At 52.7% G+C, this 15,818-nt stretch carries 17 protein-coding genes and 1 pseudogene; 9 read left to right on the plus strand and 9 right to left on the minus strand.

The window, feature by feature from the left end; genetic code table 11:
• Positions 1–44: 44 nt before the first annotated feature.
• Together QZ280_RS02425 and QZ280_RS02430 are read right to left on the minus strand one after the other, a co-directional pair.
• The gene (locus tag QZ280_RS02425) at positions 45–1,085 is read right to left on the minus strand and encodes a lipocalin-like domain-containing protein (RefSeq protein ID WP_293440728.1); all 1,041 of its coding nucleotides are present in this window, start codon (positions 1,083–1,085) and stop codon (positions 45–47) included.
• Between the two features lie 82 nt (positions 1,086–1,167).
• A complete protein-coding gene (locus tag QZ280_RS02430) occupies positions 1,168–2,766 on the minus strand; it encodes a phosphoenolpyruvate carboxykinase (RefSeq protein ID WP_293440730.1) in 1,599 nt (532 codons plus the stop codon).
• Between the two features lie 371 nt (positions 2,767–3,137).
• On the opposite strand from QZ280_RS02430, the pseudogene QZ280_RS02435 reads away from it, so the two are divergent.
• The 6 genes and pseudogenes from QZ280_RS02435 to QZ280_RS02460 all read left to right on the plus strand — a co-directional run.
• Positions 3,138–3,296 (plus strand): annotated as a pseudogene (locus QZ280_RS02435) (response regulator); the annotation flags it as partial.
• A gap of 75 nt (positions 3,297–3,371) precedes the next feature.
• Complete coding sequence (locus QZ280_RS02440; RefSeq protein WP_293440731.1) at positions 3,372–3,773, plus strand: HPr kinase/phosphatase C-terminal domain-containing protein; 402 nt, start codon at positions 3,372–3,374, stop codon at positions 3,771–3,773.
• Between the two features lie 24 nt (positions 3,774–3,797).
• Complete coding sequence (gene rapZ, locus QZ280_RS02445; RefSeq protein ID WP_293440732.1) at positions 3,798–4,694, plus strand: RNase adapter RapZ; 897 nt, start codon at positions 3,798–3,800, stop codon at positions 4,692–4,694.
• Between the two features lie 37 nt (positions 4,695–4,731).
• Complete coding sequence (locus QZ280_RS02450) at positions 4,732–5,124, plus strand: PTS fructose transporter subunit IIA (RefSeq protein ID WP_293440733.1); 393 nt, start codon at positions 4,732–4,734, stop codon at positions 5,122–5,124.
• 18 nt (positions 5,125–5,142) lie between these two features.
• Positions 5,143–5,421 carry an HPr family phosphocarrier protein gene (locus tag QZ280_RS02455; RefSeq protein ID WP_293440735.1) on the plus strand — a complete coding sequence of 93 codons (279 nt, stop codon included), beginning with the start codon at positions 5,143–5,145 and terminating at the stop codon, positions 5,419–5,421.
• Between the two features lie 81 nt (positions 5,422–5,502).
• Positions 5,503–6,357, plus strand: a complete 855-nt coding sequence (locus QZ280_RS02460; protein WP_293440754.1) for a lysophospholipid acyltransferase family protein — start codon at positions 5,503–5,505, stop codon at positions 6,355–6,357.
• A gap of 10 nt (positions 6,358–6,367) precedes the next feature.
• Here the strand turns inward: QZ280_RS02460 and QZ280_RS02465 are convergent, their stop codons facing one another.
• Entirely contained in the window at positions 6,368–7,243 is an 876-nt protein-coding gene (locus QZ280_RS02465) for a 3-hydroxybutyryl-CoA dehydrogenase (RefSeq protein ID WP_293440737.1), read from the minus strand.
• 153 nt (positions 7,244–7,396) lie between these two features.
• On the opposite strand from QZ280_RS02465, the gene QZ280_RS02470 reads away from it, so the two are divergent.
• The gene (locus QZ280_RS02470) at positions 7,397–8,224 is read left to right on the plus strand and encodes a DUF6473 family protein (RefSeq protein WP_293440739.1); all 828 of its coding nucleotides are present in this window, start codon (positions 7,397–7,399) and stop codon (positions 8,222–8,224) included.
• 51 nt (positions 8,225–8,275) lie between these two features.
• Here the strand turns inward: QZ280_RS02470 and QZ280_RS02475 are convergent, their stop codons facing one another.
• The 6 genes from QZ280_RS02475 to QZ280_RS02500 form a co-directional block, all read right to left on the minus strand.
• Complete coding sequence (locus QZ280_RS02475; protein ID WP_293440741.1) at positions 8,276–9,202, minus strand: electron transfer flavoprotein subunit alpha/FixB family protein; 927 nt, start codon at positions 9,200–9,202, stop codon at positions 8,276–8,278.
• A complete protein-coding gene (locus tag QZ280_RS02480) occupies positions 9,202–9,960 on the minus strand; it encodes an electron transfer flavoprotein subunit beta/FixA family protein (protein WP_293440743.1) in 759 nt (252 codons plus the stop codon). The genes QZ280_RS02475 and QZ280_RS02480 overlap by 1 nt, the downstream gene beginning before the upstream one ends.
• Before the next feature lie 160 nt (positions 9,961–10,120).
• Positions 10,121–10,693 carry a cob(I)yrinic acid a,c-diamide adenosyltransferase gene (locus tag QZ280_RS02485; protein WP_293440745.1) on the minus strand — a complete coding sequence of 191 codons (573 nt, stop codon included), beginning with the start codon at positions 10,691–10,693 and terminating at the stop codon, positions 10,121–10,123.
• Positions 10,694–10,696: 3 nt separating this feature from the next.
• Positions 10,697–10,897: a twin transmembrane helix small protein gene (locus QZ280_RS02490; RefSeq protein ID WP_293440747.1), complete on the minus strand. Its 201-nt coding sequence runs from the start codon at positions 10,895–10,897 to the stop codon at positions 10,697–10,699.
• A gap of 71 nt (positions 10,898–10,968) precedes the next feature.
• Complete coding sequence (locus QZ280_RS02495; protein ID WP_293440749.1) at positions 10,969–11,811, minus strand: SDR family NAD(P)-dependent oxidoreductase; 843 nt, start codon at positions 11,809–11,811, stop codon at positions 10,969–10,971.
• A 56-nt stretch (positions 11,812–11,867) separates the two neighbouring features.
• Complete coding sequence (locus QZ280_RS02500) at positions 11,868–12,413, minus strand: SH3 domain-containing protein (RefSeq protein WP_293440751.1); 546 nt, start codon at positions 12,411–12,413, stop codon at positions 11,868–11,870.
• A 183-nt stretch (positions 12,414–12,596) separates the two neighbouring features.
• Here QZ280_RS02500 and parC point away from each other — a divergent pair, with 183 nt between their 5' ends.
• On the plus strand, positions 12,597–14,900 hold the full coding sequence (gene parC / locus QZ280_RS02505) for a DNA topoisomerase IV subunit A (protein WP_293440752.1): 2,304 nt from the start codon (positions 12,597–12,599) through the stop codon (positions 14,898–14,900).
• Between the two features lie 62 nt (positions 14,901–14,962).
• Positions 14,963–15,673 carry a hypothetical protein gene (locus tag QZ280_RS02510; RefSeq protein WP_293440753.1) on the plus strand — a complete coding sequence of 237 codons (711 nt, stop codon included), beginning with the start codon at positions 14,963–14,965 and terminating at the stop codon, positions 15,671–15,673.
• Positions 15,674–15,818: the final 145 nt, after the last annotated feature.

The following is a 15,818-nucleotide window of genomic DNA, read 5'->3' on the forward strand; positions in this document are numbered from 1 at the left end:
AAATACCTCGGTGGAGGCTGCGTAGCAGACGGGGGCAGGGCCCCCTAGTATCCTGTCATCTCTAAATACCCGACGCCAGAGTGGCTTCCCTCAATCGAAATTGGCCCTTCCCAATAAGGTACAGAAGTCGCCATCCAAGCCTGGGTGTTCAACGCACGCACTGTCACATCTAAACCGTGCTGAGGTAGCGACAGCGCCCAAGTCGTCGGAATGCTGCGCCCTTTCACATCAGTTTGCTCGACCGCGCGCGCTGTAAACGCACCGTTGGGCAGGGGCGTGGGCGTTCCATCCGGCGCAATCCAAGTGGCAGAGGTGTATGGCGCTTCGGTGTCAGAGCGCAAAACAAAACCCATCATGCGCGCGCCATTCTCAAAACTTAGCGAAAACCAATCCCAGCCTGTTTGATCACTGGCCAATGGCTGCGAGGACCACTCGCGATCAAGCCAAGCATGGCCGGTGACCGCAATATCGCCCTCGGGCAAGGAGAGCGTACCGGTGATGTCATAAAACGGCTGCGAATAATAATAGCTCGCTTGCCCCGCCGCGGATTTCACTGAATAGCCAGCGTTGCCCTGCAACACCAAAGGTCCGCGCGCGCTCAAATCCATGTCATAGGTGAAATCATTACCGACAGCGCGCATCACTAGCTCGTCCATATTGTTGCTCCCGCGCAGATGCCAATCGTCAATCCAGGCATCGAACTGCTCATCAACCTTCACACCTGCTTGTTCAATACCGCCGCGTCCAAGCCGTTCGCTGACATAATGCTGACCCGGCGCTGTGACAGCTGCATGGCCCATCCATAGTTGCGGACTGTGCCACGCCTCACCTTCGCCAAGGTGCAAGGCGGATCGAAACAAAGTCCACTGCAATCCATAGAGGGTGCCATTTGCAGCTTTGAGATTGGCGGTCAAATACCACCACTCGATCCTGTAATCCTCATGCGCGCCGTGATCTTGCGGAAAAACCAAAGCGTGATCAGGGTTTGGCACGGAAAAGCCCTCAGCATCCGAGCCAAGCCCAGCAAAACCCTGGGCGTGCGACGCAAATGGTAACCAAAGAAGGATGAGGAAAAGCCATTTCATGACAGTCAACCTAACCTTCAATTCCAAAAAAGAAACGCCCCCGAAAACATCGGAGGCGCTTTGTTTCGAAAAAGGCCTGCTCTTACGTGATCGCAGCCGCTTTAACGTCATCATCAATGAATGGAACATACTGTGCGAAGTTGTCGCTGAACATGCCCACCAGCTTCGCAGCTTGGCGATCATAGGCCTCTGGATCATTCCACGTACGACGTGGATCAAGTAGAACCTCCGCGACACCCGGCGCAGAGACCGGCACGTCAAAGCCAAAGTTCGGGTCTTTGCGGAACTCCGATTGTGACAAAGACCCGTCCAACGCAGCGGTCAACAAAGCCCGTGTTGCACGGATTGGCATGCGAGAGCCGGTTCCATACGCGCCCCCCGTCCAACCAGTGTTGACCAACCAGCAAGACGCGCCGTGCTGTGCGATCTTCTCTTTCAGCAGGTTTCCATAAACTTCTGGGCGACGGGGCATGAAAGGTGCGCCGAAACAGGTGGAAAAAGTTGGCTCCGGCTCGGTCACGCCGCGCTCTGTTCCGGCCACTTTAGAAGTGAAACCGGAGAGGAAGTGGTACATCGCTTGTGCAGGTGTGAGGCGCGAGATTGGAGGCAGAACGCCAAAGGCATCACAGGTTAGCATGATGATGTTCTTCGGGTGCCCGCCAAGCGCGCTTTCAGATGCGTTGGAAATGTAGTGCAGCGGGTAAGCGCAACGCATGTTGGCTGTTAGGCTGTCGTCCTCAAAATCCAGCTCTTTGGTTTCAGGATCATAAACCATGTTCTCGATAACCGTGCCGAATTTAGTGGTCGTCGCGTAAATTTCTGGCTCCGCTTCTTTGCTAAGGTTGATTGTCTTCGCATAGCATCCCCCCTCAAAGTTGAACGTGCCGCGATCGGACCAGCCGTGTTCATCATCGCCAATCAATGTGCGGGCAGGGTCTGCTGAAAGCGTGGTTTTTCCGGTGCCGGACAGGCCAAAGAACACAGCCGTGTCGACCGGATTACCATTTGCGTGGTTGGCAGAGCAGTGCATCGGCATGATGCCTTTTTCTGGCAGCAAGTAGTTGAGCAGTGAGAAGACAGATTTCTTATTCTCGCCTGCGTATTCTGTGCCGCCAATCAAGATCAACTTTTTCTCAAAGTTCATCGCGATGACGGTTTCAGAACGGCAGTTGTGACGCTTGGGGTCGGCAAGGAAGCTTGGGCAGTTGATCACAGTAAAATCAGCAGTGAAATCGTCCAGCGTGTCGCGCTCTGGTCGGCGCAGCATCGTGCGGATGAACAACCCGTGCCACGCAAGCTCTGTTACCACACGCACGTCTATAGAATGCGAAGGGTCAGCACCGCCCACAAGGTCTTGCACGAAATAGTCGCGCCCCTTCATGTGCTCCAACATATCAGCATAAAGCGCATCAAAGCCTTCAGGGCTCATCTCTGCGTTGTTTTCCCACCAGATCGTGTCAACAACATCAGGCGTCTTCACCACATGTTTATCTTTAGGGGAACGGCCAGTGAATTTACCGGTGGTCACTAAGAAAGCACCACCCTTTCCCAGCTCGCCCTCACCCTTTTTTAGGGCCGCTTCGATCAGAGCGGGTTCCATAAAGTTATAATAGACCGAACCAAGCTCCGTGATGCCTTGATCTTCAAGCTTGAAAGAAGGGTTCACCCGTCCAGTAGTCATATTATGCTCCTGTGGCCGAAAGAATTTGGCCTATCTTGAATATGCAGCCGACGACGTGGTGTCGCGTGACTGATCGCGCATCAAAATGCTGCGATACCCCTTGGTAACATGATGATTTTGCGGGTTAACAGGACGCTTTGACACTGTTAGCGCAACCATTTTGATTTTAGCGCAAACAGTTTCGTTTGAGCGATCTTTGATTCAATTTGATTGAATGAAGTTACGGATCTTGAGGGAAATTAATGCTTTGTGGTGACAAATGAGTCACGCATTTGGAGCTGATTCGCCTCTGGGGATTGATCTGCGCACAGAAACACGCGAGCCACGGTGAAAAAAATAAACTGTTACTTGAGCAGTAAAAGGAAGCAGACATGTCCAAAATCGCTTTGGTGGACGACGATAAGAGTATCCTGACGTCGGTCTCTATGACTCTCGAAGCAGTAGGCTTCGAAGTCGAAACGTATAATGACGGTCAATCCGCGTTGGATGCATTTAATCGCAAACAGCCTGATATGACTGCTCTCGACATCACGTCAGAACCGCTTGGTGAGCGCTTTGTCGTCGGTCTTCCGATCTAAGGCGTGACCCAGCAAACGACTGTCTGCGTGCACGCCACCACAATCGCTTGGGAAGGCCATGGAGCGCTGATCTTGGGCGCATCTGGCAGTGGAAAATCCACGCTAGCCTTGCATCTTATGGCTTTGGGATGTGATCTTGTCGCTGACGATCAAACGCAACTTTCCTGTGTGGACAAGCATTTGATCGCGCGTTGCCCAGACGCGATCAAAGGGCAAATCGAAGCGCGCGGTTTTGGTATCTTGAACGCCAATTCAGTTGAGAAAGCCCAAATAATCTGTGCTATCGATCTCGATTTGAACGAGGAGCAACGATTTCCAGAACTAAAAACCATAGAGCTCTGCGGCCAAAACATCCGCCTTTTTCACAAACCCGGCATTGAGGTTTTGCCCTTCGTACTTTTGCAATACCTTAAAGGCATCCCAGTTTGAAAGAAAAGGTGATATCGTCATCGCATGATTAAAGACAGCCCGACAGCATCCCAAAAACAACGCTTGATTTTGGTCACTGGCCCCTCGGGGGCGGGGCGTTCAACCGCGATCAATGCGCTGGAAGATTTGGGTTATGAGGCAATTGACAACTTGCCACTCTCGCTGCTGCCGCGTCTCTTAAATGGCCCTGCGCATGAAAAACCCCTCGCACTCGGTCTCGATACCCGTAACCGCGAATTCTCTACCTCCGCGTTGATGGAGGCGATCGAGGATCTAAGCGAGAGGCCGGAATACGATTTCGATGTGCTCTATACCGACTGCTCTGATGACGTTTTGCTGCGTCGCTTTTCCGAGACCCGTCGCAGACATCCTATGGCAGGCACTGATGATCCTTTGCGTGGAATTGCACGAGAAAAACAAATGCTGCACACAGTGAAAGACTGCGCAAGCATTCTGATCGATAGCTCTGAACTGAGCCTGCACGAACTACGTGCTGAGATGTCGCGCCTGTTTTCCTTGGAACTCCATCAAAAACTTTCCGTCACGTTGCAATCCTTTTCCTACAAACGTGGCTTGCCGCGCTCTGCTGATATGGTGTTTGACTGCCGCTTCCTGAGAAACCCCCATTGGGAAGCCGACTTGCGTGCGCTTTCTGGATTGGACGAAGCCGTTGCGCGCTATGTCGCGGACGATCCGCGCTATGCTGCGTTTTTTCAACAAATCGCCGATCTCTGTGCCACGCTGTTACCTGCTTATCTGGAGGAAGGAAAATCGCATTTTTCCATCGCGTTTGGCTGCACTGGTGGGCGTCATCGCTCTGTTACCCTAACGGAAGCTACGTCACAGATGCTTGCACTTGCAGGCTGGCAAGTGTCATGTAGGCACCGAGAGTTGCAGCGCGCTTCTGGTATGCTTCAATGATGGTGAAAATTCAACTTTTGAACGTAAGGCTGACGGTTTGATTGGAATTGTGATCGTTGCACACGGTGGGCTTGCGCGGGAATACGTCGCTGCGATCGAACACGTGGTCGGCATGCAGAGCGGTATCAAGAGCATCGCGATAGATGCTGATCACGACCGTAGCCTAAAAGAAACAGAGATTTGTGCTGCGGCAGAATCTGTTGATACAGGCGCTGGCGTCGTCATGGTGACGGATATGTTTGGCGGATCTCCTTCGAATTTATCACTGCGCGCCTGTCGTCAGGATGGACGACGCATCTTATATGGCGCAAATTTGCCGATGCTGGTGAAGCTCTCGAAATCGCGCAGCATGCCAATAGCGGATGCCGTGCGCGAAGCCTTGGATGCAGGGCGCAAGTATATCGACAGCCAAAACATTTCAAACTCCTGATTCAAAGGCACTTTTACTATGTCAGAGACGAACCTGAGAACGCTTAAGATCATAAACGAAAAGGGTCTGCATGCGCGTGCATCAGCGAAGTTTGTTGAGGTTGTGGAAGGGTTTGACGCCACTGCGGAGGTCAGTCTCGACGGGGTTAGTGCGTTTGGCGATAGTATTATGGGGCTTTTGATGTTGGCAGCTTCGAAAGGAACCAGTATTGAAGTGCAAACGAACGGTCCCGATGCTGCTGCTTTAGTCGAGGCACTTGACGTGCTTGTTGCGGATCGTTTTGGAGAGGGATGCTAAGCGCCTTAAACATGGCGACGTATCACCATGCATGAGGAATTGGGCTAAGCCATGGCTGACAGAGTGCAAAAACCTGCCGTTATGACGATCCCTGTAAACGGTCCAAGTGATCCAATTCCCTATGACAAGCGCAAGCTGTCTTACGCGAATACCTTCACAAATCCTTGGAAGTCCACAACTATTCGCGTAATGGAATGGTTGACTGGCAAAATCCCTTTGATCTGGCTTGTGCGACGTTTTGAGCGCTCAGGTGCCTCTGACGGTCAAGCCTTCTGGTCGCAAGCCTTGACCCATATGGGGATCGAGCTGGACACGCCCGCGTCCCAGATCGAGAATATTCCTGAAAAAGGACCCGTTATCATTGTCGCAAACCATCCGCATGGTTTGGTGGACGGGATGGTTTTAGCGGAACTTATTGGCCGTCGGCGTACGGACTACCGCATTCTGACGCGGTCCCTTTTGACTGGCGTGAGCGAAATCGAAGAATTCATGATCCCCGTGCCGTTCCCGCATGAAGGGAATGCGCGCGAGCAAAGCCTTGATATGCGCCGCCGCGCGATGGATCACCTCTCAGGCGGTGGCGTGATCGTGCTGTTCCCATCTGGTGCGGTCGCGTCTTCTCACACGTGGTTCGGCCCCGCGATTGAACAGCAATGGAACCCGTTCACCGCGAAAATGATCCAACGGTCTGGCGCGACGGTGATCCCGATCTATTTCCCCGGACAAAACAGTCGGGCCTATCAAATCGCAAACCGGATCTCATCGACATTGCGTCAGGGTCTGTTGATCCATGAGGTGATGCACGCCTGTGGCAAGCCTCAAAAACCTGTGGTCGGCAAGCCGCTTGAAGACGCAAAGATCAAAGAGTGGTCCAGCAATCCTCGCGGTTTTGTGGCGTGGCTGCGCGAACACACGATGGCGCTTGGCAAAAAGTAACCCGCGAAGATCAGCGCGTCGGGACCGGAACGTCCCCACGATAATCGTAAAACCCACGTTTCACTTTACGACCAAGCCATCCCGCTTCCACATATTTTGTAAGCAACGGGCAGGGGCGGTATTTTGTATCAGCAAGCCCGTCGTGCAACACATTCATGATCGCGAGACACGTGTCCAAGCCAATGAAATCCGCCAGTTCTAAAGGCCCCATCGGATGGTTTGCGCCAAGCTTGAGCGATTGGTCAATAGAGTAGACGGATCCGACTCCCTCATAAAGTGTGTAAACCGCTTCATTGATCATCGGCATAAGGATGCGATTTACGATGAAAGCAGGGAAATCTTCGGCAGAGGCAGCGGTTTTGTTCAAACGCTCAACCACGCCAAGGCAGGCATCATATGTCGGCTGATCTGTCGCAATACCACGGATGAGTTCGACCAATTGCATTAGCGGCACGGGGTTCATGAAATGGAAACCCATGAAGCGCTCAGGTCGATCCGTTGCAGCCGCGAGGCGAGTGATTGAAATAGATGAGGTGTTCGACGTCAGGATTGTATGCTCTGCAAGATGCGGCAAAAGAGTTGCGAAAATTTGATGCTTAATATCTTCGCGCTCTGTCGCTGCCTCGATTACCAAATCTGTTGGCCCTAATTCGGTCAGCTCAACGGTGGTTGAAATACGCGCGAGCGCGGATTTCTTTTCGTTGGCGCTCACAGCGCCTTTTGAAACTTGCCGTTCAATATTCTTCTCAATCCGCACAAGCGCAGCGTCAAGGGCTTCTGCATTGATATCATTGAGTAAAATATCATAACCCGCAAGCGCTAGAACATGCGTGATACCGTTGCCCATCTGACCGGCACCGACCACACCAATGCGTTTGATATCCATGACTTTCTCCTGCAGGAATTTGAGGGATACTAAGCCGCGCACTCGGAGGTCTGCAAGGGCAGGTGGGTTGAGTTTGTCACAAGTCTTAACATTAGCAGTTTGTTTGCGGAATCGCGTCTAACTCAGAATTGGGTGAGAATAGAGGTGATTGGCATGAGTTTTGATGGTGCAGGCCTGAATGGCTTGGATTGTGACGTTTGCGCGTATGATGGATCCCGCTTAATGTTTCGTGGATCGAAGATTGACGTCGATAAGCCCTATGTTGCTTTTTTGGGCGCGACCGAAACATTTGGCAAATTCGTCGCGCAACCGTTCCCGACCTTGTTGGCAAAGCATTTGCTGGCGCAATCGTTGAACTTGGGGATGATAAACGCGGGTGTAGATGTCTATTTGGGTGATCCTGCGATTGTGGGCTTGGCGAAGAAGGCCAATTTGCGTGTGGTGCAAGTGCTAAGCGCACTTAATCAATCGAACCATTTTTTCAAAGTACATCCGCGCCGCAATGATCGGTTTATCGGAGCGAACGAAGTGCTGGTGAGGATGTATCCTGAGGTGGATTTTATTGAATTTTATTTCATAAAAGCGATGCTGGTTGCTTTGCATGATTGCTCTGGACGACGCTTTAAGATCCTGTGTTGCGAACTTCAGAAGATCTGGTTGAAGCGCATGTCACAGCTCTTAAAGTACATCGGTTCGCCGACTGTCCTTGTGTGGTTCGCAGGATCAGAGCCGCCGAAAAACGGCCTGAAGGATCCAAAAGATCCGATGTTTGTCGATGCGAAGATGATCGAGAAAATCCGTGGCACAGCATCAGCTTACGTGCTTTGTGTTCCGTATAAAACGGCTCTTGCGCAAGACAATGCGGAGTTACTGCGCATCATGGCAAGCCTAGTCGCCGCGAGCCAGAACATGGGGCCAAAAGCACATCTTCAAGCGGCTCAAACATTGCAAGAGATTTGCACAGATCTGATGAGTAAATGAAAAGGCCCGCGCAATTGCACGGGCCTCAGCACAAATAATAGTGCGATTAAATCAAAGCTTAGACGTCAGATCTGGAACTGCATCAAACAGGTCCGCAACAAGGCCGAAGTCCGCAACCTGGAAGATTGGCGCTTCTTCGTCTTTGTTGATCGCAACGATGATCTTGCTGTCTTTCATACCTGCCAAGTGCTGGATCGCACCGGAGATACCAACAGCAACGTAAAGATCAGGTGCAACCACTTTGCCTGTCTGGCCAACTTGCCAGTCGTTCGGCGCGTAGCCTGAATCAACAGCAGCGCGGGATGCGCCAACAGCCGCGTTCAGCTTGTCCGCCAATGCTTCTATGATTTTGAAATCATCTTCAGAGCCAACACCACGACCACCAGACACAACCACGCCCGCAGACGTGAGTTCTGGACGATCAGAGGTCGCAACCTTGTCTTCAAGCCAAGAGCTAAGCGCAGGATCAGCTGCGGCACCAATGTTCTCAACAGCGGCGGAACCGCCTGTGCCAGCTGCATCAAACGTTGCGCCACGGAAGGTAATAACCTTCTTGGCATCGGATGATTTGACTGTCTGCATCGCGTTACCTGCGTAAATCGGACGCTCGAATGTGGAACCATCAACAACAGCCGTCACATCAGACATCACCATAACATCAAGTAAGGCCGCAACGCGGGGCATGACGTTTTTGGCGTCTGTTGTCGCAGGGGCCACGATGTGCTCGTAATCGCCCGCGAGGGAGACGATGAGATCCGCCACCGGCTCTGCCAAACGCTTGCCATAGATTGGGTCTTCGGCGCAAAGCACCTTAGCAACACCGTTGATTTTCGCCGCTTTGGCGGCCGCATCCGCGCAGGTTGCGCCTGTCGTGAGAACCGTCACGTCGCCCAAGGCGGTCGCTGCGGTTACTGCTTTCGCTGTCGCGTCCAGCGCCAATTCGCCGTCGTTCACTTCTGCAAGTAGGAGAACAGCCATTATACAACCCCCGCTTCTTCGAGTTTTTCTACCAGCTCATCAACAGAGCTAACCTTGATACCTGCCGCACGTGCCGCTGGTTCAACCGTATTGACGATTTCCAAGCGCGGGGATGCGTCAACGCCGTAATCTGCGGGTGTCTTCTCATCCATAGGCTTCTTTTTCGCCTTCATGATGTTTGGCAGGGACGCATAACGTGGCTCGTTCAAGCGCAAATCAACCGTCACAACAGTGGGCATTTTCACTTTGATCGTCTGCAAACCACCGTCAACTTCGCGCGTTACTGTCGCGCTGTCGCCGTCTATGTCGATCTCGGATGCGAAGGTCGCTTGGGACCAACCCATGAGTGCAGAAAGCATCTGGCCCGTTGCGTTCATATCGTTGTCGATTGCCTGCTTGCCACAAAGCACAAGGCCTGGCTGCTCTTCGTCAACGACACCCTTGAGGATCTTCGCAACTGTGAGTGGCTCGATGTCGTTGTGCACATCATCCACTGCAACCACGAGGATCGCGCGATCCGCGCCCATCGCCAAGGCAGTGCGCAGTGTTTCTTGCGCTTGCTTCACGCCGACAGAAACCGCGATGACTTCGTCCGCTTTCCCAGACTCTTTGAGGCGGATCGCCTGTTCGACTGCAATCTCGTCGAACGGGTTCATGGACATTTTTACGTTGGCGAGATCAACACCGCTTCCATCCGCTTTGACGCGAACTTTCACGTTATAATCGATCACGCGTTTGACAGGTACGATGACCTTCATTTGCACAAGCTCCCTTTTAATGCGCTGCACTGCGCGGAATTACACGGTCTCAATACGCAGGTGCGCGTCGAATCAACAGGCTAAAACCGACGCGCCATTATGTCATGACGTCACGTTCATGAAAAAATTCCTAATTTTTTCATGAAGTCAATAAATGGTCTTAGCGGTTTGCTCCGGGAACCCACAAAACATCATCCTTGCCGCTATTGTTGACCACACGACCAGCCACAAAGAACCAATCCGAAAGGCGGTTGAGATATTTCACCGCCGCAGGGTTCACTGATTCCATCGTGGCCAGCTCCACCGACAAACGCTCCGCACGACGTGACACTGTACGGCACAAATGCATTTGCGCGGCCAAAGGCGAGCCACCGGGCAAAATAAAGCTGCGCAACGGTTCAAGATCACCGTTCATAGCGTCAATTTCTCTCTCGAGGCGGGCCACCTGCGCGTCTGTCATGCGAAGCGGCGCGTATTCCGCGTCGTCGTCTTTTTCCATGTCGGGGCGGCATAGATCCGCGCCAAGATCAAACAAATCGTTCTGGATCATGCCCAGCATAGCGTCGATTTCGCCGCTTGTGTGTTGGCGTGCGAGACCGACGGTCGCATTGGTTTCATCGACCGTCCCATAGGCATTCACACGCATGGAATGTTTGGCAACACGCGCCCCATTACCAAGCGCGGTTTCACCAGCATCGCCGGTTTTTGTATAGATTTTGTTGAGAACAACCATAGTTCAGCCCTTTGCGAAGTAGACGACAGCGAGGATCAGTAGCACCGTTACGAATTGCGCGTAGATGCGATAGCGCATGATCCGGTTCGCGTGTTTGCGGTTGAAATCGCCACCTTTCGCAAAGCCGCCAATGCCAACCATTAAAATGCCGAGCACTGCCAGCATCGCGACAATCATTACGATAAAGAGCGGGTCACTCGCCATTTTCATCTCCTCACTGAGTTCACTGACTATCTAGGCGCGATGGCGCGAAAAGCGAATGATAATTTGCGTTGTTATATCCTAGAGATTACCCAATCGAGGGCACGTGCGCTCAATACGCGCCGAAGAACACCCATCAGATAGGTGGGTTTAGTAACATAGTAGCGCGGCTTTGGACGCTTGGCCTCGCACGCATGCAAGAGCTTTTGGGTCACGGCGCTCGCAGGCAACTCGAACGGATCTGGTCCTGAACTTGTATACAAACGATCAATTAACGTGTTCTCGTATTCCGCGTAGCGCGCAGAGTTTTTCCAATCGATCCAACGTTCGAAATGCGGGATGGAATTGACGCGAATGTCCGACGTTATCGGGCCGGGTTCAATCAGGATGATATCAATCCCTGTGCCGCGCATTTCGAGTCGCAGCGTATCGCTCAACCCCTCCATAGCGAATTTACTCGCCGAATACGCCCCGCGCCATTTCATCGTGACAAGGCCAAGCACGGATGAGCAGTTGATGATCCGCCCATGCCCTTGAGCGCGCATCACTGGTAAAACAGCACGCGTCAGATCGTGCACGCCAAACAGATTACACTCGAAAATTTCGCGCAAGCCCTCGCGCGGTAAATCCTCGACTGCGCCGGGTAGGGCAAAGGCCCCATTGTTAAATACCACATCCAACGTGCCGCCTGTTGCGACCAGAACTTCGGCTAAGCCATTGGAAATACTATCAGGATCTGCATAATCTATCAGTGGGCTGTCATAGCCTTCGCCTTGCAAACGCGCGCAATCTTCGGCCTTACGACAGGATGCAAACACCTGCCATCCAGCTTCGCGCATGCCCTTGGCGCAATCGTATCCAATGCCTGAAGAACAGCCTGTGATCAGTATCGATTTTTGCAAAATCGTCGTACTCATAAAAAAGCCCGCCAGTTGTGTGCGGCGGGCTTAGCAGCATGTGATGAAATAGAAAATTAATTGTTTGACGTGGTGAGCAAGAAATCGGCCATCCAGCCCTCACGACCAGTATCGTCGACACGCAGTTTCACCCAGCCGTTGCCAGGATCTTGCAGAATCTCGACCTGCTGGCGGTTGGTCAGCTTTGCAATCACATCGAAATTCGGGCCGGGTCCGTCACGCATGTTCACGCGCGCTGCGGTGACTTCACGCAGATCGGCGATGATTTCAGGCTCAACGACGGCCACCTCGACGACGCCTGCGACGCCCCCTTCAATCTTCTCCGCATCCAAGGCTAAAGCCTCAGAGTTTACCGCTATGGGTTCAACAGGCTTAACAACCGCACTTGTCATAACTACAGTGGGTGTCACGGCCACAACAGGCTCAGGCTGCGCCGCTAAGCGCTCAGCTTTTTCAATCGCAGCGATACGATCTTCTTCAGCTTTTACAACTGCCGTCGATACGCGCTTTTCATCCGCGATAGACACAAAGTCACTGCCGTCGCTCAATTCATAAAAAGCAAACGCCATGAATGCGAATGTGATAATGATGATTTTACCCATATCCCCTCCGGATACGCTAACTTATTCGCAGCGACTTCGCACTGTTGAGTATTTATATCGCTGATTCTTGTTGTCTGTGAGGGGTGAAAAGACAAAAACTTTCCCCGTTGCATATGTGTATATTCTGGCGAGCCAAACGCTTCTCATCTTGCCGCTCTCCAGAGCTGGGGCTAGAAGCATCTCATGAGCGACGATACCACAGATGAAACCCCAAGTGTTCCCGACTTAAGCGAACCGCTTCGTCGCGCCCTTGGTGATCGCTATTTGACCTATGCGCTCTCCACGATTATGCACCGCGCGTTGCCGGATGCGCGCGATGGCTTGAAGCCCGTGCATCGCCGCATTCTTTATGCGATGCGCGAACTTAAATTGTCCGCAACTGGCGGCTTTCGTAAATCGGCAAAGATTTCTGGCGATGTGATGGGCAACTATCACCCGCATGGTGACGCTGCGATTTATGACGCTATGGCCCGCCTCGCGCAGGACTTTAATGTGCGCTACCCGCTTGTGGATGGGCAGGGCAACTTCGGCAATATCGACGGCGATAACCCTGCGGCGGCGCGCTACACGGAAGCGCGCATGACTCTTGCGGCGGAAGCTTTGCTGGAAGGTCTCGCTGAGAATGCTGTTGATTTTCGCGAAAACTACGATGGCACGCTGACGGAACCTGTTGTTCTGCCTGCAAGTTTCCCCAATCTGCTCGCGAATGGCTCGAGCGGTATTGCGGTCGGTATGGCGACGAATATCCCGCCCCACAATATTGCGGAACTCTGCGAAGCTTGCCTGCATCTGATCAAAACGCCAGATGCGCGTGACGACACGCTTTTGAATTTCGTGCCCGGCCCTGACTTCCCGACAGGCGGCACGATTGTTGAACCCAAGGAAAACATCGCCGAAGCTTATCGCAAAGGGCGTGGCTCGTTCCGGTTGCGCTGTAAGTATGAGGTCGAGGACCTTGGCCGTGGACAATGGCAAGTCGTAGTCACAGAAATTCCCTATCAGGTTCAAAAATCCAAGCTGATCGAAAAGATTGCGGATCTGGTCCAGACCAAGAAAATCCCGATCCTTGGCGATATTCGCGATGAATCTGCCGAAGATGTACGCATCGTGCTGGAGCCACGCTCTAAAAACGTCGAGCCCGACATCTTGATGAGCATGCTATATCGCAGCTCTGACCTTGAGGTGCGTTTCTCGCTCAACATGAACGTGTTGATCGATGGTTTGACGCCTAAAGTCTGTTCAATGAAGGAAGTGTTGCGCGCCTTCTTGGATCACCGCCGCGATGTGTTGATGCGACGTTCTACGCACCGCATGGAAAAGATCGACCATCGTCTTGAGGTGTTGGAAGGCTTGATTGTCGCCTTCCTCAATCTTGACCGTGTGATTGATATCATCCGATATGATGATGATCCCAAAGCGGCGCTGATGCGCGAAGATTGGGGCCGCACCTTTACTCGTGCGATGAGCGAAGCGGACTATGTCGGCCCAATAGCAGGCGAGGGTGAGCTAACCGAAGTCCAAGCTGAAGCCATTCTCAACATGCGCCTGCGCTCTCTGCGCCGCCTTGAAGAGATGGAACTTAAGCGTGAGCGCGACGCGCTGATGGAAGAACGTGCAGGGCTTGATGACCTTATGAACAGCGTTGAGTTGCAGTGGAGCAGCATCGCCGATCAGATTCGTGAAACCAAAAAGCAATTCGGCAAGGATCACCCCGCGGGCGCGCGCCGCTCGCAATTTTCAGAAGCGGGCGCAGTCGAAGAGGTCCCCCTTGAAGCGATGATTGATCGCGAACCGATCACGGTAGTCTGTTCCGAAATGGGCTGGATCCGCGCGATGACGGGCCACATTGATCTGACGCGCGAGCTGAAATTCAAAGACGGCGATGGTCCACGCTTTATTTTCCACGCAGAAACCACGGATCGCCTGCTTGCCTTTGGCTCTAACGGACGGTTCTACACCGTGTCGGCGGCCAATCTGCCAGGTGGTCGGGGCATGGGCGAACCTTTGCGCTTGATGGTTGATCTTCCGAATGAAGCAGGGCTCGTTGATCTGTTTATTCAAAAACCTGGCCGAAAACTGCTCGTGGCTTCCTCCGCAGGGGATGGTTTTGTGGTGCCCGAAGACGATGTGGTGGCACAAACCCGCTCAGGCAAACAAGTGCTGAATGTGCGTGGCGATAATCGTGCCTTGGCGTGCAAACCTGTGACTGGTGACAGCGTTGCGGTGGTCGGCGAGAACCGCAAAGTTCTGGTGTTCCCGTTGGATGAGCTGCCAGAAATGGGTCGTGGCAAAGGCGTGCGTTTGCAGAAATACAAGGATGGCGGCATGACTGACGTGGCCACCTTCACAATGGCCGACGGCTTGTCGTGGCTTGATCCCGCAGGGCGCACACGCACCGAAGTCGAGCTGGCCGAATGGACAGGTAAACGCGCAGGCTCTGGCCGTATGGCACCGCGCGGTTTCCCACGCGACAACCGATTTACTTAGACGTTGGATTGATCTTGCGCGTGCGCTGGGCTAACACGACGCGGCGGCTACAGGGGTTATCCATGTTTCGATTCTCTGCACTACTGATTGCTATTGTAAGCCTAAGCGCTTGTGAAAATATAGATGATATCTCTGGAAAGCCGGCCCCGATTGGTGAATTCGCCTTGGCACATAACATTGTTATCGCGCCGAATTTGGTGAAAGGTCCTGTGTCGCGCGATGCCAGCAAGGATAAGTGGATCGAAGCGGTCACAAAAGCCATCGATACGCGTTTTTCGCGTTATGACGGCGATCAGCTTTATCACTTTGGCATCTCTCTAGAGGGCTATGTGCTTGCTCAGCCGGGTATTCCATTGATCTTGTCGCCAAAATCTCTGCTGATTTTCAAGCTCACGGTGTGGGATGATGCGGCAGGTAAAAAGCTCAACGAAGAACCAAAGCAAATCACAGTTTTGGAAACTCTAGACGGCGATACAATTGTCGGGTCTGGCCTGACCAAATCAGCGGAAGAACAGTTGGAAACTTTGTCCGAGAACGCGGCCAAGATGATCCAGCGTTATATCACGCACCAGCATCGCCAAGAGAAATGGTTCAAGCGCCGTAAGGAATTGGATCCAAAAGTGGTTGAGACGCCGCAAACCCCAGAAGCGACGGACGAAACGTCTGAACAAGCGAAAACCGACGCACCAACGACGGCAGCGACAGTGGAAAAAGCGCAAGATAAAGCAGCAGAAGCGCAGGACGCTGTTGAGAGCGAAACAGCGTCGAACTGACGCTTGATTTTCTCTCAGTAAGCCAATATGTGCGCGGTCAGAGAAATTCGGGTTCGAGATTGAATCCCCCTAATCTGATGAGGCGCCAAGATGGCTAAGGAAAAGTTTGAACGCAATAAACCGCACGTCAACATCGGCACAATCG

The sequence above is a fragment of the Planktotalea sp. genome (assembly GCF_018607995.1).
Taxonomy (GTDB): domain Bacteria; phylum Pseudomonadota; class Alphaproteobacteria; order Rhodobacterales; family Rhodobacteraceae; genus Planktotalea.

Bases quoted from the DNA above. Each gene is read 5' to 3' on its own strand.
- QZ280_RS02425 (WP_293440728.1), bottom strand. From the start codon at position 1,085: ATGAAATGGCTTTTCCTCATCCTTCTTTGGTTACCATTTGCGTCGCAC.
- QZ280_RS02430 (WP_293440730.1), bottom strand. From the start codon at position 2,766: ATGACTACTGGACGGGTGAACCCTTCTTTCAAGCTTGAAGATCAAGGC.
- rapZ (WP_293440732.1), top strand. From the start codon at position 3,798: ATGATTAAAGACAGCCCGACAGCATCCCAAAAACAACGCTTGATTTTG.
- QZ280_RS02455 (WP_293440735.1), top strand. From the start codon at position 5,143: ATGTCAGAGACGAACCTGAGAACGCTTAAGATCATAAACGAAAAGGGT.
- QZ280_RS02460 (WP_293440754.1), top strand. From the start codon at position 5,503: ATGACGATCCCTGTAAACGGTCCAAGTGATCCAATTCCCTATGACAAG.
- QZ280_RS02465 (WP_293440737.1), bottom strand. From the start codon at position 7,243: ATGGATATCAAACGCATTGGTGTGGTCGGTGCCGGTCAGATGGGCAAC.
- QZ280_RS02470 (WP_293440739.1), top strand. From the start codon at position 7,397: ATGAGTTTTGATGGTGCAGGCCTGAATGGCTTGGATTGTGACGTTTGC.
- QZ280_RS02475 (WP_293440741.1), bottom strand. From the start codon at position 9,202: ATGGCTGTTCTCCTACTTGCAGAAGTGAACGACGGCGAATTGGCGCTG.
- QZ280_RS02480 (WP_293440743.1), bottom strand. From the start codon at position 9,960: ATGAAGGTCATCGTACCTGTCAAACGCGTGATCGATTATAACGTGAAA.
- QZ280_RS02485 (WP_293440745.1), bottom strand. From the start codon at position 10,693: ATGGTTGTTCTCAACAAAATCTATACAAAAACCGGCGATGCTGGTGAA.
- QZ280_RS02490 (WP_293440747.1), bottom strand. From the start codon at position 10,897: ATGGCGAGTGACCCGCTCTTTATCGTAATGATTGTCGCGATGCTGGCA.
- QZ280_RS02495 (WP_293440749.1), bottom strand. From the start codon at position 11,811: ATGAGTACGACGATTTTGCAAAAATCGATACTGATCACAGGCTGTTCT.
- QZ280_RS02500 (WP_293440751.1), bottom strand. From the start codon at position 12,413: ATGGGTAAAATCATCATTATCACATTCGCATTCATGGCGTTTGCTTTT.
- parC (WP_293440752.1), top strand. From the start codon at position 12,597: ATGAGCGACGATACCACAGATGAAACCCCAAGTGTTCCCGACTTAAGC.
- QZ280_RS02510 (WP_293440753.1), top strand. From the start codon at position 14,963: ATGTTTCGATTCTCTGCACTACTGATTGCTATTGTAAGCCTAAGCGCT.